20 protein-coding genes are annotated in these 22814 nt (G+C 62.5%); 7 read left to right on the top strand and 13 right to left on the bottom strand.

Translation table 11 applies throughout. The features are described from left to right. Positions 1-130 precede the first annotated feature (130 nt). From NKI29_RS14950 to cysG, 4 genes are all read right to left on the bottom strand, one after another. Complete coding sequence (locus tag NKI29_RS14950) at positions 131-895, bottom strand: phosphoadenylyl-sulfate reductase (protein ID WP_352448339.1); 765 nt, start codon at positions 893-895, stop codon at positions 131-133. Then, positions 870-2540 (bottom strand): nitrite/sulfite reductase, encoded by a 1671-nt coding sequence (locus tag NKI29_RS14945; protein WP_352568238.1) that lies wholly within the window; start codon positions 2538-2540, stop codon positions 870-872. The genes NKI29_RS14950 and NKI29_RS14945 overlap by 26 nt, the downstream gene beginning before the upstream one ends. A 73-nt stretch (positions 2541-2613) precedes the next feature. Further along, positions 2614-2919, bottom strand: coding sequence for a DUF2849 domain-containing protein (locus NKI29_RS14940; RefSeq protein WP_352453967.1), 306 nt, complete (start codon positions 2917-2919; stop codon positions 2614-2616). Continuing rightward, on the bottom strand, positions 2916-4367 hold the full coding sequence (gene cysG / locus NKI29_RS14935) for a siroheme synthase CysG (protein WP_352698487.1): 1452 nt from the start codon (positions 4365-4367) through the stop codon (positions 2916-2918). Before cysG ends, NKI29_RS14940 begins: the two co-directional genes overlap by 4 nt. 439 nt (positions 4368-4806) lie before the next feature. Here cysG and NKI29_RS14930 point away from each other — a divergent pair, with 439 nt between their 5' ends. Further along, complete coding sequence (locus tag NKI29_RS14930; protein WP_023675241.1) at positions 4807-5256, top strand: baeRF12 domain-containing protein; 450 nt, start codon at positions 4807-4809, stop codon at positions 5254-5256. Between the two features lie 90 nt (positions 5257-5346). Here the strand turns inward: NKI29_RS14930 and NKI29_RS14925 are convergent, their stop codons facing one another. The 8 genes from NKI29_RS14925 to NKI29_RS14890 form a co-directional block, all read right to left on the bottom strand. Continuing rightward, positions 5347-6099 (bottom strand): SDR family NAD(P)-dependent oxidoreductase, encoded by a 753-nt coding sequence (locus tag NKI29_RS14925; protein WP_023675240.1) that lies wholly within the window; start codon positions 6097-6099, stop codon positions 5347-5349. Between the two features lie 61 nt (positions 6100-6160). Continuing rightward, positions 6161-8413, bottom strand: a complete 2253-nt coding sequence (locus tag NKI29_RS14920; protein WP_352698485.1) for a transglycosylase domain-containing protein — start codon at positions 8411-8413, stop codon at positions 6161-6163. A gap of 636 nt (positions 8414-9049) precedes the next feature. Further along, positions 9050-9526, bottom strand: coding sequence for a hypothetical protein (locus tag NKI29_RS14915; protein ID WP_352568244.1), 477 nt, complete (start codon positions 9524-9526; stop codon positions 9050-9052). A gap of 25 nt (positions 9527-9551) precedes the next feature. Then, the gene (locus NKI29_RS14910; protein WP_352568245.1) at positions 9552-10454 is read right to left on the bottom strand and encodes a hypothetical protein; all 903 of its coding nucleotides are present in this window, start codon (positions 10452-10454) and stop codon (positions 9552-9554) included. Continuing rightward, complete coding sequence (locus tag NKI29_RS14905) at positions 10438-11157, bottom strand: hypothetical protein (protein ID WP_352568246.1); 720 nt, start codon at positions 11155-11157, stop codon at positions 10438-10440. Before NKI29_RS14905 ends, NKI29_RS14910 begins: the two co-directional genes overlap by 17 nt. A 589-nt stretch (positions 11158-11746) precedes the next feature. Next, positions 11747-11998: a hypothetical protein gene (locus NKI29_RS14900; protein ID WP_352755093.1), complete on the bottom strand. Its 252-nt coding sequence runs from the start codon at positions 11996-11998 to the stop codon at positions 11747-11749. A gap of 43 nt (positions 11999-12041) precedes the next feature. Further along, positions 12042-12662 carry a ribonuclease D gene (locus tag NKI29_RS14895; protein WP_254816792.1) on the bottom strand — a complete coding sequence of 207 codons (621 nt, stop codon included), beginning with the start codon at positions 12660-12662 and terminating at the stop codon, positions 12042-12044. A gap of 103 nt (positions 12663-12765) precedes the next feature. Next, the gene (locus NKI29_RS14890) at positions 12766-14151 is read right to left on the bottom strand and encodes a M20/M25/M40 family metallo-hydrolase (protein WP_352755096.1); all 1386 of its coding nucleotides are present in this window, start codon (positions 14149-14151) and stop codon (positions 12766-12768) included. A 448-nt stretch (positions 14152-14599) separates the two neighbouring features. On the opposite strand from NKI29_RS14890, the gene polA reads away from it, so the two are divergent. The 3 genes from polA (at position 14600) to NKI29_RS14875 (ending at position 18666) form a co-directional block, all read left to right on the top strand. After that, positions 14600-17548 (top strand): DNA polymerase I, encoded by a 2949-nt coding sequence (gene polA / locus NKI29_RS14885; RefSeq protein ID WP_352577456.1) that lies wholly within the window; start codon positions 14600-14602, stop codon positions 17546-17548. A gap of 292 nt (positions 17549-17840) precedes the next feature. Next, the gene (locus NKI29_RS14880) at positions 17841-18119 is read left to right on the top strand and encodes a type II toxin-antitoxin system RelE/ParE family toxin (protein ID WP_352568250.1); all 279 of its coding nucleotides are present in this window, start codon (positions 17841-17843) and stop codon (positions 18117-18119) included. 94 nt (positions 18120-18213) lie between these two features. Then, on the top strand, positions 18214-18666 hold the full coding sequence (locus NKI29_RS14875) for a hypothetical protein (RefSeq protein WP_352568251.1): 453 nt from the start codon (positions 18214-18216) through the stop codon (positions 18664-18666). Positions 18667-18807: 141 nt separating this feature from the next. Here the strand turns inward: NKI29_RS14875 and NKI29_RS14870 are convergent, their stop codons facing one another. Then, positions 18808-19212 carry a Fur family transcriptional regulator gene (locus NKI29_RS14870; protein ID WP_023675234.1) on the bottom strand — a complete coding sequence of 135 codons (405 nt, stop codon included), beginning with the start codon at positions 19210-19212 and terminating at the stop codon, positions 18808-18810. 211 nt (positions 19213-19423) lie between these two features. On the opposite strand from NKI29_RS14870, the gene NKI29_RS14865 reads away from it, so the two are divergent. The 3 genes from NKI29_RS14865 to NKI29_RS14855 all read left to right on the top strand — a co-directional run bounded on the left by NKI29_RS14865 (position 19424) and on the right by NKI29_RS14855 (position 22809). Next, positions 19424-21625, top strand: a complete 2202-nt coding sequence (locus NKI29_RS14865; protein WP_352620243.1) for a caspase family protein — start codon at positions 19424-19426, stop codon at positions 21623-21625. A gap of 102 nt (positions 21626-21727) precedes the next feature. Further along, positions 21728-22108 (top strand): hypothetical protein, encoded by a 381-nt coding sequence (locus NKI29_RS14860; RefSeq protein ID WP_352796599.1) that lies wholly within the window; start codon positions 21728-21730, stop codon positions 22106-22108. Beyond that, positions 22105-22809, top strand: a complete 705-nt coding sequence (locus tag NKI29_RS14855) for a DUF4760 domain-containing protein (protein WP_352577438.1) — start codon at positions 22105-22107, stop codon at positions 22807-22809. The genes NKI29_RS14860 and NKI29_RS14855 overlap by 4 nt, the downstream gene beginning before the upstream one ends. The last annotated feature ends 5 nt before the right edge of the window (positions 22810-22814 follow it).

Here is a 22814-nt window from a genome sequence, read left to right as displayed (position 1 = left end):
AAGCCGACGGCGGGCGCGAAGCGACCAAACTGGGTGGCTTCCGAGAACCGGAGCGGAGCGTACTTTGGGTACGTGAGCGCCGGAAGCGCAGGAAGCCGCCGTTTGCAGGCCGGCTGAATATCAACATATCCTAAAGCGAGGCGTCGGTCAGCGACCTTTCCAGCCCCGACAAGTGGATGCCGCATTCGGTCTTGGCGTGCCCGGCCCAGCGGCCGCTGCGCGCGTCGTCGCCCGGCTGCACCGGCTGCGTGCATGGGAAGCAGCCGATCGACAGATAGCCATAGGCGACCAGCGGGTTTTCACGCAGCGCATGTGCGCGCATGTAGCCGGCCTGGTCCGATGTCGTCCAGTGCGCCAGCGGATTGATGCGGATGCGCGAGCCGACCGCCTCGAACACTGGCAGCGCTGCCCGGGTCGCCGCCTGGAAGCGCTTGCGGCCGGTGAACCAGGCGCGGAACGGCTCGACGCCGCGCGCCAGCGGCTCGACCTTGCGGACGTCGCAGCAGGCGTCGGTGTCGGTCTCGTTCAGATTGCCGGTCGGGTCGATCCTTGCCAGCGCCGCATCGTCGGGCCTGATCACCCGGATATCGCTCAGCCCGAAATCGGCGGCCAGCGCGTCACGATAGCCGAGCGTCTCCTCGAAATGCTTGCCGGTGTCGAGAAAGATCACCGGCAGCGTGCGGTCGATCTCGGCGATCATGTGCAGCAGCACCGCCGAATCCGCGCCGAAGGACGAGACGGCGGCGATTTCGCCGTGAAAGAACTCCCGGGTCGACCGCTCGATGATCTCCAGCGGCTTCAGATGGCCGTAGAGCGCGTCGAGACCCGCCGCTTGGGCGGCGATGCCGGCCTCGACGTCGACAATACGGTCAAGCGGCCTTGGCTTCGCCAGCATAGAGCGCCTCCTTGAACGGCGCGGGACCGACTCGGCGGTAGGCGTCGATGAATCTTTCGTTTCTGTCCAGCCGAAGCCCGAGATAGGTCTCGACGATCTGCTCGATGGCATCGGTGATCTCTTCCGAACTGAAGCCGCGGCCGATGATCTCGCCGACCGAGGTGTTCTCGTCGGCCGAGCCGCCGAGCGTCACCTGGTAGAGCTCGGCGCCTTTCTTCTCGACCCCGAGGATGCCGATATGGCCGACATGGTGATGGCCGCAGGCATTGATGCAGCCGGAAATCTTCAGCTTCAATTCGCCGATCTCGCGCTGGCGCTCCAGTGAGGCGAAGCGCCGCGAGATTTCCTGCGCCACGGGAATCGAGCGCGCCGTTGCCAGCGCGCAATAGTCGAGGCCGGGGCAGGAGATGATGTCGCTGATCAGGTTGGAATTGGCCGTCGCCAGCCCGATATCGACAAGCGCGTCATAGACCGCCTTGAGGTCGGCCCGCGCCACATGCGGCAGGATCAGGTTCTGCTCGTGGCTGACGCGCAGCTCGTCGAAGGAATATTTTTCGGCAATGTCGGCGACCGCTTCCATCTGGCTGTCGGAGGCATCGCCCGGCGTCTCGCCGATGCCCTTGAGCGAGATGGTCACCGCCGCGTAGTCGGGATGGCGATGGGTGACCACATTCTGGTCCAGCCATTCGGAAAAGCTCTTGGAGTCGAGGCGGGCAAGCTTGACCGCCTCATCGCCTTCCGGCCGGTCGACAAGCGGAGGCGGCGCGAAATAGGCGTCGATGGCGCGGATGTCTTCTTCCGGCAGCCTCAGCTCGGCGTCCTTCAACTCCTGCCATTCGGCCTCGACCTGGCGGGTGATCTCCTCGACGCCGGTCTCATGGACCAGGATCTTGATGCGCGCCTTGAACTTGTTGTCGCGACGGCCGTAGAGGTTGTAAACGCGCAGGATCGCCGTGCAGTAGGACAACAGATCCGCTTCGGGCAGGAAATCGCGGATCTTCTTGGCGACCATCGGCGTGCGGCCCTGGCCGCCGCCGACATAGACGGCGAAACCGAGCTCGCCGGCAGCGTTCTTCTTCAGATGCAGGCCGATGTCGTGCGTCTGGATGGCGGCGCGGTCGCGCTCGGCGCCGGTCACCGCGATCTTGAATTTTCGCGGCAGGAACGAGAATTCCGGATGCACCGACGACCATTGCCGCAGGATTTCGGCATAGGGGCGCGGATCGGCAACCTCGTCAGCGGCGGCGCCGGCGAAGTGGTCGGCGGTGACGTTGCGGATGCAATTGCCGCTGGTCTGGATGGCGTGCATCTCGACGCTTGCCAGATCGGCCAGGATCGCCGGGATGTCCGACAGCGCCGGCCAGTTGAACTGGATGTTCTGGCGCGTCGTGAAATGGCCGTAACCCTTGTCGTATTTGCGGGCGATGTGGCCGAGCATGCGCAGCTGCTTGCTGTTCAGCGTGCCGTAGGGCACCGCGATGCGCAGCATGTAGGCATGCAGTTGCAGATAGACGCCGTTCATCAGCCGCAGCGGCCGGAACTGGTCCTCGGTGATCTCGCCGGCAAGGCGCCGCGCGACCTGGTCGCTGAACTCGGCGACGCGGGCCTTGACGAAATCGTGGTCGAACTCATCATAACGGTACATATTCAGGTCTTTCCGGGCGCGTCCGCCCGTTAGTTTCTTCGTTCGAGCATGATCGGGATTATGCTTGGGTCATCTATGCCGCGCGTGCGGCTTGCGGACGGGCCTGCTTGCCCAGGTCGTTGCGGGTGGTCGGGCCGGCGGCACGGATCTTTTCACGCAGCCGGACCGCTTCGACCGTGCCGTTGGCCACGGTCACGTCTATCAGGTTGACGTCGACCACTTCGTTGTTGGCGGAGGCCTTGGCGCCGATCGCCTCCAGCCGGTCCTCGGCCGCCTTGTCATGGGCGATGTCGGCATGGTCGATAGTCTCGGCCCAGCCGCCATTGGCGTACCAGACGGCTATGCCGTCGGCGAGGCGGTTCGCGGTCAGGACTTTCATTGGTTCACTCCTTGCGCGGCAGCACGGGCCACGCTTTCCTGCCTGTGTGCCGCCAGTGGCTCGGACCGTTCGAAATTGGCGCCGGCGACCGCGTCGCCGATGATGGTCATCACCGGGCCGCTGAGGTCGGCACGCGCCTCCAGCGATGGCAGGTCGGCGAGCGTGCCGTGGAAACGGCGGCGGCTGGCAAGGCTGGCATTCTCGACCACGGCGACGGCCGTATCCGGCGACAGGCCGGCTTCGATCAGCCGGCCGGCGACCTCTGCAGCGACCGAGCGGCCCATATAGACGGCGACCGTCGCGCCGGAAATAGCGAGCTTTGCCCAATCTGGCAGCGAATTTCCCTTGAGGTCATGGCCGGTGGTGAACACCATCGACGACGACACGCCGCGCAGCGTCAGCGGCAGTTCGAAATCGGCGGCGGCGGCGAAGGCCGCGGTGACGCCCGGAACCACTTCGTAGGCGACGCCGGCATCGCGAAGTGCCGCCATCTCCTCGCCGGCCCGGCCGAACACCAGCGGGTCGCCGGACTTCAGCCGCACGACACGCTTGCCGGCGTGGCCAAGCTCGACCAGCAGCGCATTGATCTCGGCCTGGCTCTTGGAATGGCAGCCCTTGCGCTTGCCGACCGGCAGGCGCTCGGCATCGCGGCGGCCCATGGCGACGATCGCCTCCGGCACCAGCGCGTCATGGACGATCACGTCGGCTTCCATCAGCAGGCGATGGGCGCGCAGCGTCAAAAGGTCCTCGGCGCCCGGACCGGCGCCGACAAGCGCGATATGGCCCGATGCCGGTTCTTTCGAAAGCAGCAGGCCGACGGCCGCATCATGCGCCTGCGAAAGCTCGCCGGCCTCGACAGCGCGGGCCGGCGCGCCGCCAAAGAAATCGCTCCAGAAGCGGCGGCGGGCGTTGCCCTTCGGCAGCAGTCTTTCGGCGGTGTCGCGAAACGATGCGGCGAGAGTTGCGAGCGGACCGAGCGAGGGCGACAGCATGCGGTCGATGCGGCTGCGCAGCATCTGCGCCAGCACCGGGCCGGCACCTTCCGTGCCGATGGCAATGGCGACCGGCGCGCGGTTGACCAGTGCCGGCGTGAAGAAATCGCATAGCTCCGGCCGGTCGACGGCATTGACCGGAATGCCCAGCCGGCGCGCATCCCCGGCAACGCGGCGATCGAGCGCCTCGTCGCCGCTGGCGGCAAACACCATCACCGCACCATTGAGATGTGCTGCATCATAGGCCTCGGCGATGTGGGCGGCCCCCGTCTCGGCGATAAAGGCCAGCAGCTCCGGGCTTGTTTCATCGCTGACGATGCGCAGCACAGCGCTCGACTGCGCGAGCAGCCGCGCCTTGGCCAGCGCTTCCTCTGCGCCGCCGACGATGGCTATGGCTTCGCCCTCGACCCGCATGAAGACGGGAAAGGCATTGAGCTTGGGCGTGGCTTGCGGCATGACGAGCGGAATCCTGGAACCGTTTGTCAGTTCTACGCGGGGGCGCGAAAAACCAGAAGGCACCCACTCGCGCATCGCTTCGTAGCAGGCAATCTCTTTTCTGCAAGCATGAAGGCCAAGAGAAAAATATTCCACATTCAAATGCGGAGCAGATTGAAGCTGCTGTTGCAGCCCTTGATCCGCTGCCTTTCTAGCGCCTGGAGGAGCTAACCACAAAACAGATTTTTCTAAATTCTATCAATTTAGTAGATTAAGCCGCCGGATGCTGACCGAGCGATCGACGGCAGCCCCGCGCTCTCGCCGGCCCTTGTCGGAATACCGGGTCCGAGTACCGGAACATTCCCGCCTCGGCACGCGTTTGCACTAGGGCCCAAGCCCGGTCATGCCCCTACGGCAAAGGCTTGGCGATGGGCTTGAAAAATCAAAAAAGGAGCGCCCCATGAGCAACGTCAGACTGAAACGCGGACTGTGGATCGTGGTGGCAGATGGCGAAAAGGCGCTGTTCCTCGAGAACCGTGGAGACGTCCAATATCCCGACCTTCAGGTCGTGCACGAGATGGAGCAGGAAAATCCGGCAACCCGAGAACAGGGCACGGACCGCCCCGGCCGCTACAGCGACGGCCCTTCCGTCCACCGCAGTGCGGTCGAGGACACCGACTGGCACCGTCTCGGCAAGGAGCGTTTTGCCGAAGAGATTGCCGACAGGCTCTACAAGCTCGCGCATCGCGGCAGCTTCAAGGAGATCGTGCTGATCGCGCCGCCGCCGGTGCTGGGCGACATGCGCAGGAAGCTGCACAAGGAGGTCACCGACAAGATAACGGCCGAAATTCCAAAGACGCTGACCAACCACAGCATACCCGATATCGAGAACCTGCTGCAGGCGACCTGATCGGCATCGGCGGCGTCAACCGCCGCCAGACTTGAACACGCCGCCCGCGATGCTGACAAATCCTGCCGGCTCGCTCGCCTGGAAAGCCTTCTACACGTGCTGGCCGCCATTGATGTGTATTTCCGAGCCGGTCACGTAGGACGCCTGCTGCGAGCACAGGAAGAAGATGATGTCGGCGACTTCCGCCGTGGTGCCCAGCCTTCTCAGCGGAATGGTCTCGACGATTTTTTCGGTGCCCGGCGACAGGATCGCGGTGTCGATCTCGCCCGGCGCAATCGCATTGACGCGAATGCCGTGCGGGCCGAAATCATGCGCCATCTCGCGGGTCAGCGAGCCGAGTGCTGCCTTCGACGTCGCATAGGCGGTACCGGCGAAGGGGTGCACCCGGGTGCCGGCGATCGAGGTGACGTTGACGATCGAGCCCTTGGCCGACGCCAGCTCCTTGAACAGTCCGCGCGCCAGCATGATCGGGGCAAAGAAATTCACCTGGAAGACGTCGCGCCAGACATGCATCGGCGTGTCGATCGAGTTCATGCGGCTGTTGCCGTCCTTGAGCTTCGGCGAGATGCCGGCATTGTTGACCAGCGCATGCAGCTGCCCGCCATGCGCCTCCAGCCGGTGGCGGATCTCGGAGATGGCGATGCCGACATCCTCCTGGTCGGCGAGGTCGACCTTGATATGGTCTTCCGGGCCGGCCGGCCACGGGCAGTCCTCGGCAAAGGCCTGGCGCGAGCAGGTGATGACGCGCCAGCCTTCGCGTGAAAAGCGCTTGACCGTGGCGTGGCCGATGCCACGGCTGGCGCCGGTCAGCACAATGGTCTTTCTGGTGTCGGTCTCTGCCATTCGCGGTCTCCAAACGGGAGATGTAGCGGAACGCGGCAGCGGTGGCGAGGGGGCCTGTTGTTCAGCCGCCTGTCAGGATGTCCAGGATCGACGTCTGCCGCTTCTTGACCGGGCCGCCGACATTGCCGGGCGGCACCGGATGCTTGATCGATGCGGTGGCGCTGTCGACCCCCGGCATGGCCAGGCCGCCGGCATCGACCGTCTCGGCAGGACGCACGGGACGCGAAGCCGGCTGGGTAGCTGCTGCAGGCGGCGCCGATTGGCCAACGGAAGCGACCGGCGCCGGCGGCGCCGTGTCGGACGGTATGTCGTCCGGGACGATGGTGTCGGGCGGCGTCGACTTCCAGGTTCCAGGCAGCGGCCGCACCGGCACGCCCTCATGCGCGGCGACCATGAACTCGTGCCAGGCCTGCGCCGGCAGCGCGCCGCCGGTGACCTTCTTCATCGCGCTGCCGTCATCATTGCCGAACCAGACGCCGGTGGTCAGATTGGCTGTATAGCCGATGAACCAGGCGTCGCGCGAATTCTGGCTGGTGCCGGTCTTGCCGGCCGCCGGCCAGGCGAACGCCGCCTTCCTGGCCGTGCCGATCTCGACCGTGCCGGTCATCATCGAGTTCATCATGCCGACAACATCGGGATTGACGACCCGCGGCGCACCGCCGCCATTGTTTTCGTAGAGCACCTTGCCGTCGCTCGTCGTGACGCGGCGGATGAAATGGATGTCGGGCTTATAACCGCCATTGGCAAAGGGAACATAGGCCGAGGTCAGTTCCAGCGGCGTCACTTCCGAGGTGCCGAGCGCGATCGATGTGTTGGCCGTCAGCTCGGACTGGACGCCCATGCGGTGCGCCGCCTCGACCACCGCATTCGGCCCGACTTCCATGGTCAGCTGCGCGGCAACCGAATTCAGCGATTTTGCCAGCGCCGTCGCCAGCGTCACCTTGCCGAAATATTTGCCGCCGTAATTGTCGGGCGTCCAGTTGCCGATCTTGATCGGCGCGTCGTTGCGCACGCTGTCCGGCGTGCGGCCGGATTCCAGCGCCGCCATGTAGACGAACGGCTTGAACGCCGAGCCCGGCTGCCGGCGCGCCTCCGAGGCGCGGTCGAACTGGCTGGTCGAATAGTCGTAACCGCCGACCATCGCGCGCACCGCGCCGGAATTGTCGATCGACACCAGCGCGCCCTGGCTGACATTGAGCTTCTTGCCGCTCTGATCGATCAGCCGGCGGATCGATTGCTCGGCGAGTTTCTGCAGCGTCAGATCGACGGTCGTGTCGACGACGATATCGCGGCGCACGTCGCCGATCAGGTCGGGCAGTTCTTCCATGATCGTATCGGCGACGTAGTTTTCCGAGCCGGTCCAGTAGGACGGCGCGCGTGTCGCCGGCGCGCTCATCGCCGTGGTCTGCTCCTTTGCGCTGATCTTGCCCTCGTCGCGCATCGCGGCGAGCACCAGCTGCGAGCGCTGCTCGGCCGCCTTCGGGTCGCGCGCCGGCGACAGCCGCGACGGCGCCTTGAGCAGGCCGGCGAGAAGGGCGGCCTCCGACAGCGTGACGTCACGCGCGCTCTTGCCGAAATAGCGGCGCGAGGCCGCTTCGACACCATAGGCGCCAGAGCCGAAATAAACCCGGTTGAGGTACATTTCGAGGATCTGGTCCTTCGTATGCTTGTGCTCCAGCCACAGCGCCAAGAGCACTTCCTGCACCTTGCGTTCCAGCGTGCGGTCCGGCGTCAGGAACAGGTTCTTGGCCAGCTGCTGGGTCAGCGTCGAGCCGCCCTGCGAAAAATGCCCGCCCAGCACATTGGTCACCATGGCCCGGGAAAGGCCGATCGGGTCGATGCCGAAATGCGAATAGAAACGGCGATCTTCGATGGCGATGACGGCCTCGGGAATATAGAGCGACATTTCGTGCAGGCCGACGGCCTCGCCGCCGCTCATGCCGCGATTGCCAAGCAGCTGGCCGTCGACCGAGACGATCTTGATGTTGGGGGCGCGATCGGGAATGGCCCAGGTGGTGGCCGCCGGCATTTTCGCGCCGTAATAGACGACGATGCCGGCAGTGGCGATGCCGCCCCAGATGGCCAGCACGAAGCACCAGTAGAACAGCCGGGCAAGCACGCCGAACACGCCGCGCCGGCTTTTGCCGCGCCCGCCGCGCGGCGGCTTGGCCTTGGACGATTTGCGCTTTGCAGCGGCTTTTCGGTTGCTCGGCACGACGCGGTCCTCCTCGCTTACCGAAAAACCCGCCGAGGATCTCGCCCCCGGCGATGCCTCGAAGCTGGGCTCGATGCGGCTGTCTTTCCGGTTCGCCATGCGCTGTGCTGTCTTCCCCATGCCTATGGCGTTGGGGTTGAAGACTAGATGCGGCGGTTTAAAGGCGGGTTAAGTCGGGAAAATCTGAATCGATTGGTAATCAAATGGGTGCCGGGCACCTATTGCCGCTGTTCACGCCGCCTGATTCTGACGTCAGCGAATCGGTCGGTAGCCTCCAGGATAGCGCGGTCATATTTCTCGGTCGTGCTGATGCCCAGTGGCCGGCAACCTCGCGTGGGTCGTTCAGACTGGCGCCCGCGTCTGGCTTGATTGGTCACGGATAGTGATCGGCGGCCAGAGCGCACGCTACGGCTTCGCCACTAGCTGTCAGCAACAGGAAGATGCCGGCCGAGAAGGCAGCCCGGCCCGGCGCTGGCACTTGGCTCTGGCAATGTATTTACGAGCGTGGCCGAGCAGGGGAGGACATGGCATCATCGCGATCAAGGTCCAGGCGGTTGCCAAGGTAGAATGCACCTTCACGCGCCTCATCGGCGCGCTCTTAATTGCACCATTGCGGCCTTCGCCAGTCCGTGGCCGGGCGACACTTCATTCGTAATCGTCGAATTTCATAGCGACTTTTCCCCTGTTTATAGGCGCAATCCGGTCGGAAAGAGGTGGGTTCCAAAGCTGAACTCTTCAACTTTCGCCAGCAGGCGTGATGCCATGGCGCTTTTCCCACAGCGCCTTTGCTTCATTTTGGTCCAGACAGACCAAGGAAGCCTTGCTGTGTAGGAGATTTCGACCCGGGTTGCCCAACTTGGGAAAGATGTCGCAATGGTAAGGGTTTGGACCATAGGGCTGGTCCGGCGCTATCGGAGTGTATGCGATCCCTAGCGGCTCAACACCCTGTTTAGTCTTTTGATCAATTCGATTCATCGTGTTCCGCACCGCAGAGACGCTAATCTTCGTCGCACCTAGGCCCTTCTGAGATACAATGCGGTCATTCACCAAAACGTTCGCTGCTTCCAACATCGAAAGCAACTCGACCGAACAGCCTCCTTCCATAGAAGTCCAAAGTTGCGGCGAAACTCCATACCCCTCGCCTTCAACGTGTACAATATGGGCTGACGTTTTAACTATTCTTAACAGGTCGTCATCGGCAGAAATCGCCAAGTCATCGAACCAGCTATCCGGATCATCATTTGGTTGCGGCGTTGGTGACAGCGTCAGCCCCCCGAGGGAAGTGTACTTGTAGCGCCCTGACAAAGCCCAGGATGGCCGCATCTCCCGATAGCGTGATAGGGTCCTTGTTGGCTACTTTAAGAAACAAGTGCCTAGCATCCTCACTATCAACACCATAAAACAAGGTCAAATATCTACGATGCCATTCGGCTTGTAAGGACCCATCTGCTCCTGGAATGATCTCGGGCAGCGGACCTGAATAATCCTCCAGTGCAGATTCTAATTCGGAAATAAATGCCTTGACCCTGTACTTGGGGAGGGGCTCGGCCCCATATCCGTCCCAATCTTTTCGAAGGCCGCTTAGTAAACTCCTTTGGGAATCAAGTGACTTTCGCACCGCAGCGTTCAATCCTCGCTTAGCTTGGGGCGGCGCAAGCCACGGATCTGCTAGTGCGATCATCCCGTAGACGTTTCCCGGCAGATCAATCTGCCGCACAAATGTTTTAAGGAGGCGATCATTCGCGGCCCAATCAGGAAAAGCGCCTACAACGTCGGGAGCGTAAAGCGTGCCGACCACCGTACCCATTACATGACGATGACTTGATGTATGAGGCGTCTCCGCCAACATCGACTGACTGCAAATGACCATAGGATCGAAAACAGGTCCAAAGCTCCCAAGTTCCGACGCATTATTGACACCAAGCACCGGCTCGTAAGCGGAGCTAGTACCGTAGCCAATGCCGGTTTCTGTAGGGGCATACATATTAAGGATCGCAGCGAATCGGGTCGGCACAAGCTGCTGTGGCTCCTCAAGCTTACCACGAGCCGTAGGACTCCCGTTGCCTCGATCAATTCGCGCGAATTTCATCGCACAACTGGCGAGCATGCCCTCGGAAACGTATTCAGGAAAAATGGTCATAACCGTCAGATAATATCAGCTGGGCCTCTTTTACAATCTCGTCGAGAACCTCATCAAAATCTTGCGCTCTCATAGGCGTCTCAGGTGCGGCAAATACGTCCACGTATTGGGTCGCGATGTAAGCCCCTAGGTGCTGAAGCATATTGCCTGGGTTTGCTAGGTCAACCTGCACGGCAACCCGCCGACCGTTGGCAACCCGATACATCCGCTGAATTGTGACGTTCGGGTCAACCAAGCTGGTGCGCGGCACATTTGTATGGAAACTTACGTCTATAGTGGCCTGAGGAACCACAACTTGCCCTGGCAGGAGCGAAACCGCTTTTGCGACTGAGCCTCCTAAGTCTGGGAATTCTTCGGAGGTTTGAAAAACCACAGCAGGCCTCAGAATGTGCTCTCCAGCGGAAAGCTTCTTCAAAACTGAGATGCCTTTAGCCATCGCAGAATTTGGCTGAGATACCGTTCCTAAGTTATTAGGGAGATTTTCAGGCGGCCTAATGACGACATCGATCCTGTTTAGTTGAACGATAACAATGAATTGCAAGCCGCCGATGGAACCTACGGCTTGGGAGCCAGCCCCCATCGGCAGCTGCTGGAAGCTGTCAGGCATTTTTCCAAACTCAGACTGCCAAAGTTCGACAGCCGTCCTGATTGGCGGCCGCGTTGTGAACGTCACGAACTGCAGACTGTCGTAGATAATTGCCATAAAAAACCAATCGATGAACGGTACAGCAAACCTAACCCCAATGGATTGACGAGTTCTTAGCAGCCATTCGACTCCGAAACAACGGCTGGCCCTCCCACTCAAGGCACTCATAGTCTTGGGAGTTTTCCGATCGGCCAGGGCTCAAGCGAAAGTGGCGCGACATTCAGTCGATAGGTTTCGAGACGGACTTCACGCGCTGGGCTAAATTGAGTTTCAGCTTTCGCAGCGATGAATTTGGGTCTCCTCAGACTCGAACTATCATTGAAAAATGTTGTATTTCGCTGGCCTGTCGCGCCGAAGGTCGAGAGTCCACCACTTGCCCATTTCTCCGAGTTTGACGACCCTTGCGGTAACAGGCGCTCACCAATCTTCAAGGGCGGGTTAAGTCGCAAATCGAAGCTGCTGCGATTGGAAGCCAAGCCACGAGAGACCTGAAAACGAAAAACCCGCCTCGGCGGGCGGGTCGTTGGAGCCAATTAGCACCATAGCCAAATTAATAGCATAGCTGCCGGCACAAAGCAAGAACAAAATACGCCATCCAGGAATAAATCGCTTCACCGTGCGATGCCGGCCGGCGACATACCCGGCCTCAGTCGTCGGCATCCGCATCGTCGGAGGCCGGCCGCCAGCTGATCGGCTCGATCTTCCTTTGCGTATGGCCGTCCGTATAGGCCCACCAGCCGGCGTCGCTTTCGTCCCAGTCGCCGCCGGCCGCCTTCAGCCGGTCGAGCGAACGGTATTGCGCGATGCTCTCGTTTATCACGCCGTCGCTGTCCTGCCAGTAGACGGTGACCTTGGAACCGTCCCTGGGTGCCGTTTCGATTGATTTTCGGGCAGCCATTTCAATTCCTCCCGGCCGACGGCGTTAAAGTGCCAGAAGGCCATCAGCTGTGGGCGAAGATGTCCTCTTCATCCCAGCCCATCAGGTCGAGTTTCGCACGCGTCGGCAGGAAGCGGAAGCAGGCATCGGCCTCCCTGGTCCGGTTGTCGCGCGCCAGACGCGCGCTCAGTACGTCGCGCAGCCGGTGCAAATAGAGCACGTCGGAGGCGGCATATTCGAGTTGCTCGGGCGACAGCGTCTCGGCGGCCCAGTCCGATGATTGCTGCGCCTTCGACAGGCCGATCCCGAGAAGCTCGAAGCAGATGTCCTTCAGCCCGTGCCGGTCGGTGTAGGTGCGCGTCAGCCGCGACGCGATCTTGGTGCAGAACACCGGCTCCGGCATGACGCCGAAGGCATTGTAGAGAACGGCGAGATCGAAGCGGCCGTAATGGAACAGCTTGGTGATGCTGCGGTTCTTGAGCAGGCTGACGAGGTTCGGCGCCTTCTTCTGGCCGGGCGCGATCTGGATGACGTCGGCCGAGCCGTCGCCCGGCGAGATCTGCACGACGCAGAGCCGGTCGCGATGCGGGTTCAGCCCCAGCGTCTCGGTGTCGATGGCGACCGCCCCGACATCGTAATGCAGCAGGCCGGGCAGATCGTTTTTGTGGAAACGTATGTCGCTCATCGTCTTCTCCGGTCGCGGCCCCGTGCAGCGATGCGCGACGGACCGTGCCCGTCCTTGCCGCGATCCGGCGAAAAATCAACAAAAACTTGAGTCTGGCGCAATTTCAGCGTGTCAGCGCCTCGAGAATGCGCGCCCAGGAGCGCTGGCCCTTGTGGAAGGAGCTCATCTCGTACTTCTCGTTCGGCGAGTGGATGCGGTCGTCGTCGAGGCCGAAACCGACCAGCAGCGATTCCATGCCGAGATAGGTCTGGAAATCGCCGACCACCGGGATCGAGCCGCCGCTGCCGGTCACCACCGCCGGCTTCGGCCATTCGTCGGACAGCGCCTGCTTGGCCTTGGCGAGGAAGGGCGAGTCGTAGGAAAGCTGGATCGCCGGCGAGCCGCCATGCGGGTGGAATTCGACCGAGCAGTCGGCCGGAACCCGCTGCCTGACGAATGCCTGGAAGGCGGCGCGGATTTTTTCCGGATCCTGTTTGTGGACCAGGCGGAAGGAGACTTTCGCCGAGGCTTGCGCGGCGATCACCGTCTTGAAGCCCTTGCCGGTATAGCCGCCGATGATGCCGTTGAACTCGGCCGTCGGCCGCGCCCAGGTCAGTTCGAGCACCGAGCGGCCCTTTTCGCCGGACGGGATCGACAGGCCGATCGGGCCGAGGAAGGTCTCGGCCGTCTCACCGAGCGACAGCCACGACTGCAATATCTGCGACGGCGTTTCCTCGACGCCGTCATAGAAACCCGGAATGGTGACGTGACCATCCGCATCGTGGATGTCGGCCAGAATTTTTGCCAGGATGCGGATCGGATTGGCGGCCGCACCGCCATAGAGCCCGGAATGCAGGTCGCGGTCGGCGGCAGTCACCGTGATCTCCTCGCCGACCAGCCCGCGCAGCGAGACGCAGATCGACGGCGTATCGCGGTCCCACATGCCGGTGTCGCAGACCAGCGCGAAATCGGCCTTGAGCTCATCCGCATTCGCCTCGAGAAACGGCTTCAGCGACGGCGATCCGGACTCCTCCTCGCCCTCGAACAGGATTGTGATTCGGCACGGCAATCCGCCATGCACCTGCTTCCAGGCGCGGCAGGCCTCGACGAAGGTCATCAGCTGGCCCTTGTCGTCGGCCGCGCCGCGGCCAGTGATCACCTTGTGGCCGGGCTCGATCTCCTTGACCGCCGGCGCGAACGGGTCGCTTTCCCACAGCTCGATCGGATCGACCGGCTGGACGTCGTAATGGCCGTAAAACAGCAGATGCGGCGCGCCCGCCGGCCCATCGTGATGCGCGACCACCATCGGATGCCCCGGCGTGTCGCGCACGCTGGCGTCGAAGCCGATCAGCTTGAGCTCGGCGACCAGCCATTCGGCGGCCTTGCGGCAGTCGGCGGCGTAGTCCGGATCGGTGGAGATCGACTTGATGCCGAGCAGGCCGAACAGGCGTTCCAGGCTCTGGTCGAAGTTCTTGTCGAGGCGGTCGAGAACAGGGGAAACTGCGGACATCTGGCGGGCCTTTCGATTCTGGCGGCGAATCTAGAGCCCATACGGCGAAACGGAAAGCCCGCGACCGTTAGGCCACAAGGCAGGATCTTGTCGAAAGGCAAAAAAATGCCGCCGTGGTGGAGGGGGAACCACGGCGGCCTTACTCGAAACGATGCGGCAGCCCGGAGAGGGGGGATAGGCTGCCGCAAGTGTCCGGGATAGGCGGGGGACGGGCCTTGCTCCGGACTTCGGCGAAAACTGCCGATGGCGTTTATCTGTGTCTGCGAACGTGGCGATTCAAGGGCACAAAAATTACACTTTTGTAACATAGGCGTGAGCGAACAAAGCTCCGGCCACGCCGGCAGGGCCGGCCAAGCTCGCACGCCATTTGTCAGGGTGTTGCCGGAACCCTTGGCGGAAGCCGCCTTTGGCATGGACCGCGGCGCTGCGCCGCGCTATCCCTCGTGCCATGAAAAAAGGCGATCATCTCTTCCTTGTCGACGGCTCCGGTTACATCTTCCGTGCCTATCACGCGCTCCCGCCGCTGTCCCGCAAGTCCGACGGGCTGCCGACCAGTGCCGTGCTCGGCTTCTGCAACATGGTCTGGAAGCTGACGCAGGACGCCCGCAACACCGATGTCGGCATCGTGCCGACGCATTTCGCCGTGATTTTCGACTATTCGTCGAAGACCTTCCGCAACGACCTCTACCCCGAATACAAGGCCAACCGCTCGGCGCCGCCGGAAGATTTGATCCCGCAATTCGGCCTGATCCGCCAGGCGACCAGGGCCTTCAACCTGCCATGCCTTGAGACGGAAGGCTACGAGGCCGACGATTTGATCGCCACCTATTGCCGGCTTGCCTGCGAAGCCAGCGCCGACACCACCATCATCTCTTCCGACAAGGACTTGATGCAACTGGTCGGCCCAACGGTTGCCATGTACGACCCGATGAAGGACCGCCAGATCGGCGTTCCCGAGGTGATCGAGAAATGGGGCGTGCCGCCACAGAAAATGATCGACCTGCAGGCGCTGACCGGCGATTCGGTCGACAATGTGCCGGGCGTGCCCGGCATCGGGCCGAAGACGGCGGCGCAATTGCTCGAACAGTTCGGCGACCTCGACACGCTGCTCGTCCGCGCCGGCGAGATCAAGCAGGACAAGCGGCGCGAATCGATCATCGCCAATGCCGACAAGGCGCGCATCTCGCGTGACCTGGTGACGCTGAAGAACGACGTGCCGGTGACCGAGGGGCTCGACGAGTTCGTGTTGCACGCGCCGGACGGCCCAAGGCTGATCGGCTTTCTCAAGACCATGGAATTCTCGACGCTGACCCGCCGCGTGGCCGAAGCGACCGGAACCGACGCGGGCGACGTTCCAGCCACCCCCGTCACCATAGAGCGTGCCGATACCGCGCATGGCCCCGATATGGGTTTTGGCGCGCCCGCGGCCGCCGAGAGCGCACCGCCGTCGGACAAAGCGGCACTCGAAGCCCCGGCCGCAGCCAAGCAAGGCGACACCCCATCCCTGCTTTCGGCGCTTCGCCTGGAGGCTGCCACCGCCCGCAAGATCGACACCAGCGCCTACGCCTGCATCCGCGACGCCGCGACGCTGAAGGTCTGGATCGCCGAGGCGATGGAGAGAGGCATCGTCGCCTTCGACGTTAAGACCTCCTCGCCCGATCCGATGCGGGCCGAACTGATCGGCCTTGCCATGGCCGTCGCGCCCGGCCACGCCGCCTACGTGCCGCTTGCCCACAAAAACGGCAATGGCGACCTGCTCGGCGGCGGCGCGGTCGAAAACCAGATCCCGATCCGCGACGCGCTGGCGTTGCTCAAGCCGCTGCTCGAGGACAAATCCGTCCTCAAGATCGTGCACGACATGAAATACCGCCTTGTCGTCATGAGCCGTCACGGCATCGAGATCGGCCCCTATGACGACACCATGCTGATCTCCTACGTGCTTGAGGCCGGCACTCACGGTGGCCATGGCCTGGAGGCGCTGGCCGATAAATGGCTCGGCCACGCGACCATTCCGCTGAAGGAACTGGCCGGTTCGGGAAGAAGCTTCGTCGGCCTCGATCAGGCCGACCTCGGCAAGGCGACGGCTTACGGGGCCGAGCACGCCGACGTCGCGCTCAGGCTCTGGCAGGTGCTGAAGCCACGGCTTGCCGCCAAGGGCCTGGTCTCGGTCTATGAACGGCTGGAACGGCCGCTGGTGCCGGTCCTGGCACGGATGGAGCAGCGCGGCATCTCCGTCGACCGGCAGATCCTGTCGCGGCTCTCCGGCGAACTGGCACAGGGTGCCGCACGGCTCGAGGACGAGATCTACCAGCTGGTCGGCGAACGCATCAACATCGGCTCGCCAAAACAGCTCGGCGACATCCTGTTCGGCAGGATGGGTCTGCCCGGCGGTTCAAAAACCAAGACCGGCCAGTGGTCGACCTCGGCGCAGCTTCTCGAAGACCTCGCCGCCGAAGGCCACGAATTGCCGCGTAAGATCGTCGACTGGCGCCAGCTGACCAAGCTGAAATCGACCTATACCGATGCGCTGCCCGGCTTCATCCATCCCGACACCAAGCGCGTCCACACCTCCTACGCGCTTGCCGCGACGACGACCGGACGGCTGTCGTCCTCGGATCCCAATCTGCAGAACATTCCGGTACGCACCGTCGAGGGGCGAAAGATCAGGACGGCCTTCATTGCCGACAAGGGCAACAAGCTGGTTTCCGCCGACTACAGCCAGATCGAATTGCGCGTGCTGGCCCACGTCGCCGAAATCCCGCAGCTCAAGCAGGCCTTCGCCGACGGCGCCGACATCCACGCCATCACCGCGTCCGAAATGTTCAACGTGCCGGTCGAGGGCATGCCTTCGGAAGTGCGCCGCCGTGCCAAGGCGATCAATTTCGGCATCATCTACGGCATTTCGGCCTTTGGCCTCGCCAACCAGCTGTCGATCGCGCGCGAGGAAGCCGGCGACTACATCAAGAAATATTTCGAGCGCTTCCCCGGCATCCGCGACTATATCGATGCGACCAAGGCCTATGCCCGCGAGCACGGCTTCGTCGAGACCATTTTCGGCCGCCGCATCCACTATCCGGAAATCAGATCGTCAAATCCTTCGGTCCGTGCCTTCAACGAGCGCGCCTCGATCAACGCCCGCCTGCAGGGCACCGCGGCCGACATCATCCGCCGCGCCATGATCCGTATGGACGATGCCCTGGAAAAAGCCAGGCTTTCCGCCCGCATGCTGCTGCAGGTGCATGACGAGCTGGTCTTCGAGACCATCGAAGCCGAGGTCGAGGCGACGATCCCGGTCGTGTGCCACGTCATGGAGAACGCGGCCATGCCGGCGGTGTCGATGTCGGTGCCGCTGCACGTCGACGCCCGCGCCGCCAACAACTGGGAAGAGGCGCATTAAGGCGGGCCACAGAGCCATATTCGGTTCAAGGTTCACGAGCAGCACCGGTATGCTATAGTGCCCGTATGATCACCAAGGCACTTGAGAATCTGGTAAGGCATGCGGAAGCTTGGCCTCGCGAAGACCAGGAGGAGCTTGCCGACTATGCCCGCGTCATCGAGGCGCGGCGGACTGGCGTGTATGCGACGTCGGAATCAGAGCGCAGCGCGGTCACAGCGGGCCTAGCAGAGGCCGATCACGGCACTTTCGTAGATGAGGATACCGTTCGCGCGGCCGACACCCGCCGCAGGCTATGAAGGTCCGATTTACGCGGCAAGCCTTTGCCGAACGCGAGGCGATTTTCAACTACCTCGAAGAGCGGGCGCCTCAGGGCGCCCTTTCAGTCATTTCTCGGATCCACGCTGGGATTTCGCGACTTGCCGAATTTCCAGAAAGTGGCCACGCGACCGATATTCCTGGCGTTCGCGTTCTCTTCATAGGTCGCTACCCGTACAAGGTTTTCTATCGTGCCCGTTCCGATGCAATCGAAATCCTGCACATCCGGCATACCTCAAAGAAGCCGGTTGGCTAGGCCGTAAACTAGGTGGAAAGCGGACTTGGGATTTGTGGAAAGCACTCATGGCGTATGTCATGCTAGAACCGCAGTCATCAAGAATGGTTCATGCATGAATTGGGAACAGATAGCATCGGATTTCGCTTGGGACGGCTCATGGCGAGACATCTACGTTCTGAACACGTCTGAGGCAGATTGGCAGGGCGTCTGGAACATCCTCCTGGAATGGACCCCGCCTGCTAGTTTCAGTGTCTCCGGCAAGATCGAGTCGATGCCATTGGGCGTCGAAGCGGCCCTGGAAAGCGAAACAGGCAGCTTACTGTCTTTTTACGTCGGGCCAATTCAGCTTGCATGTCACTTCTTCACCGTTATCGAAATTGAGTTCGACTTCGATCCAAGGCAAGTCAGCGGAAAAACCGAGGTTGAGCACCTTGACCGCTTTATGCGATTGCTCGGTGACGCTACTGGGAAGCAGATAATTCTCACGCAGGAAAATGATCAACAGGCTATCATCGCACGCTACTCTCCCGATCTTGAGAGGGTAGTTTGGACTGCACTTTCATAGCCGAATGTCTGCAACGGGTCGTTTGTTGACTGGCGGCTTCCGCCTCATGGAGGCTATCGCCAAACCATAGGAACCATCGTGAGCCCACCAGCGAGGCGTGAATACTGCCCCGCCGCCTTCGAAGTGTTGCCTTCGGGCTTGCTAAGCCGCTTCAGCCAAACACTTCGCACATGTCCCACGAAACTCGATCACCGCCTTCTTGGCGGCGAAGCCGGTCGAACGCACCCATTCGTCGAGCCGGTGTCCGACATCGTGGTCGGAGAACTCGGTCACCTGGCCGCAGGTGTCGCAGATGGCAAACGCCGTCATCGAATGGCTGTGGTCGTGCGGCTCGGCACAGGCGACGAAGGAATTGAGGCTTTCGAGCCTGTGCACGAAGCCGGATTTCACCAGCGTGTCGAGCGCCCGGTAGACCTGCAGCGGCGCGCGAAAACCGCGCTCGCGCAGTTGGTCGAGCAACGTATAGGCGCTGAGCGGGCCGCTGGCGGCCTCGAGCTTCTCGAGAACGCAAAGCTGGTTCTTCGTCAGTACATCCCTTGCCGCCATGATCCTGTTCCAAGCCGCTCCGTGCCGATCGCTGCCATTTCGCAAGCAGTCGGACCTCTTCCACTGAGATAGCGACGAACTGCCATTTTTGCTACTGTTTCTATTCGCAGCCGGTGGTCGGCTGGCCGGCGACGCCATATTCAAAATACTGACAAAATCCTCGGCCAGGCTGGCCGTGCTTGGAAATTCGATCGGGCTTGGGGAAGCAATCATGATCAAAGTGACGCGGCGGACGCTGCTTGCCGGCACGTCCGCGCTGGCCGCTGCCGGCCTGGTGCCGTTTCGGGCATTCGCAGCGGCGCGCACCTACCATGCGCTGCTTGTTGCCTGCACCGATTACCCGAACCTGCCGAAGAAAAACTGGCTGATCGGACCGAAAAACGATGCCGGCCTGGTGCGCGATTACCTCCTGGGGAACACGCCCGCGCCGGTAAAATTCCTGGCCGAAAACGTCACGCTGCTCGCCAAGGATGTCGAAGGCGCCAACGGACCGCCGACACATGCGGCGATCAAGGCGGCGTTGGCCGATCTTGCCGCCAAGGTCCAGCGCGACGATTTCGTCTACCTGCATTTGTCCGGTCACGGCGCGCAGCAGCCGGCAGCGAACAAGGGCGACGAGACGGACGGCCTCGACGAGATTTTCTTGCCGTCCGACATCGACAAATGGGTGAACCGCGAAAAGGGCGTGCCCAATGCGCTGGTCGACAACGAGATCGGCACCGCGCTCGACGCTATTCGCGACAAGGGCGCCTTTATCTGGGCCGTGTTCGACTGCTGCCATTCCGGCACGGCGACGCGCGCCGCCGAGGTCGACGACGAGTTGGAACGCAAGGTCGAGTTCGCCGATCTGGTCGGCGGCGACGACGCTGCCAGGGCGGCTGCGGTGAGAGCCTATGACGAGATTGCGTCGGCCGCGCCGCGCGGCTTTGACGAGGACGGGCAGCGCAAGCCGGCCTTCAAGCTGACGCCGACCGGCGCCGAGCCGACCACCAAGGGCAAATTGGTCGCCTTCTACGCGGCGCAGACGGTGGAGACGACGCCCGAGATGCCGCTGCCCAAGGGCACGGCCGATGCACCGCGTTTCGGGCTGTTCACCTTCACCATCCTGTCGAAACTGGCCGAGAACCCCAACATCACTTATCGCCAGCTCGGCCAGGCCGTGCTGCAGCAATATTCGGCGGACGGCCGCACCCGGCCAACGCCGCTGTTCGAGGGAGAACTCGACGCACGCGTCTTCGGCACCGACAAGACCGAGGCGGTCATGCAATGGCCGATCGTCATCGAGAACGACAAAGCCACGATCGGCGCCGGGTTGCTGCATCGCCTCACCCCCGGCAGCAGGCTCGCAATATTGCCGTCGGCGCTGTCGCCGCTGTCCGAGGCGCTTGGCTATCTCCAGGTTCAGTCGGCGAAAAACCTGGAAAGCCGGGTCAAGCCGGTCGAGTTCGGCGGCAAGCCGGCGCTCAAGCTGGCCGACATCCCCGCCAATGCCTATGCGCGGCTGGCCGAGCTCGCCGTCGACTACAAGCTCGTGGTCGCGCGGCCGGCAGCGGCCAAAGGCCTCGAGAAAGAGGCCGCGCTGGCGAACTCGGTTCTCGACGAACTGGCGGCCAGGGAGAACTCAGGGTTCCACATCGCGCTGGTCGAGCCCGGCAAGAGCGCAGATCTGCGTCTCGCAGTGCTGCGCGAGAACGCCATTGCCGGCGCCGCAGAAGATGCCACCGACACGCCGGCGCTGTGGTTCCTGCCGGCTTCGGGCGACATGACGCTCAAGGACGGCAACAAGCCGCCGTTGATCGTCATTCATCCGGACGGCCGCGAAAAGTTGATCGAGGCCGCCGCAGGGAATCTGACGAAAATCTTCCGCGCCATCGGCCTGTCGAGGCTGGCCGCCGCTTCCGATTATCGGCCGGAAGAGGTCAGCGTCGAGTTCCGGATCAAGCGTTTTGACAGCGACACGCTGCAGCCGATCGAACCGTCGACGGTGCCGCGTGTTTCGCCCGACGATCAGGTCCACGTACTGGCCAGGAACGGTTCGACCAACCTGGTCGACATCAACGTGCTCTACGTCGGCTCCGACTATTCCATCCAGCATTTTCTTGCCGAGCGCCTGACCGAAGGCGCCGTGCTCGAGGAAGGCCTGTTCAAATTCACCGACACCAGCTTCGGCATGGAGCGGATGATCGCCGTCTTGACCGAGGCGCCGCCGCAGAGCGAGAAGCAGGATCTGAGCTTCCTGGCGCAAGAGGGGGTTGTCTCGGTAACGCGCGGACTGGGACAGCCAAGCTTCGCCGACATGCTGGCCGATATCAGCATGGCGCCGGCGACGCGTTCGGCCATGCGGCTCACCGACGACAAGGGATCGAAGGGCGCCGTGATGATCTTCCCGATGGAGACGGTGCCGCGCGCCTGAGGCGGGGTCAGGTGCCCGGCCGGGCCTCTTGCCTAATCGGCTGATAATGAACATTCTTCGACCGCCGCTGCCGGCGGCCGAACGGAACGGATGAGGGCGTTCGTGAACAGGATCGTATTTTCGTGGCGCGCAACAACCGCCGGCCTTGTCGCCGGGCTGTTGCTGGCCGCCAATGCTTCGGCGGACGAGGCTTGCGGCCTCTGCGCCAAGGAGGTCGTCATCAACTCCGAACTGGCGAGCTGCTTTCTCGACCAGTACGACCGGATCGCCAAAACCGGCAACACCGCCGTTGTCGTCGATCTCAGCAGCTGCGCCTCGCGCGGCGTGGTCGAACCATTGCCGTCGCCGAGCAAGGCGCAGGTGGCGCCTGACGTGCAGTTCATCGTTTCGCGGGCGCAGCTGGATTGCCTGAAGAAGAAGCTGGAGGCGCCGGGCATCGTGCTCGACCCGTCCGCCACCATAGAACTGGACAGCTGCGGATGACGAAAGCGGGGGGCAACGCAACGCAGCAGGTAGTGACGGCGCCGGTACCGCAAAAGAAGCCGGTGTCGCTGCCGGAAACCGTCGAAGGCCTGCCGTGGGTGAGCAATCACGAGGTCAAGAAGGAGGCGAACCCGTTCACCGATCGCGACTGGCGCATGCTCGTCTATGCCTGGTCCGGATTGCTGGTGCGCCTGGCGATCATCTTCACCTTGATCTTTTCGGTCTACCAGTTCCTAGCGAACCAGGAGCAGAAGCGCGTCGAGCAGACGATGTCGCTGGTCGAGCTCTGGGAAAGCAAGGACTACCAGCAGGCGCAACGGGCCCTCAAGCAACGCCTGGCGGCGCTCAACGCCAAATACGGCAATCTGCTCAGTGCCAATCCGACGCCGACCGAGGAACAGGTGTTCAGGCAGCGCATCGGCATCGAAGCGATGAGCGCAACCGGCGGCGACATGCCGCTTGCCGAGTTCAGCGACAATTTCGACCGCATCGTCTATTTCCTCAACCGCCTTTCCTTCTGCGTCGAAGGCAGGCTGTGCTCGCGTGAGGTCGCCGACTCCTATTTCCGCGACTATGCCGCTTCGTTCTGGAGCTATTTTGCCGGCTATATCGACAAGGAACGCAAGGCCGGTTCACCGACTTTCGCCCAGCCGATCGAGAACTATGTCCGCCAGGCGCCACCCTCGGCCCAGTCCAGATAATTCCC

This window comes from Mesorhizobium sp. M0678, assembly GCF_040320505.1.
Lineage (GTDB): Bacteria > Pseudomonadota > Alphaproteobacteria > Rhizobiales > Rhizobiaceae > Mesorhizobium.
Note: the sequence above shows the minus strand (reverse complement) of the source record. Positions and strands in the feature narration are given on the sequence as shown.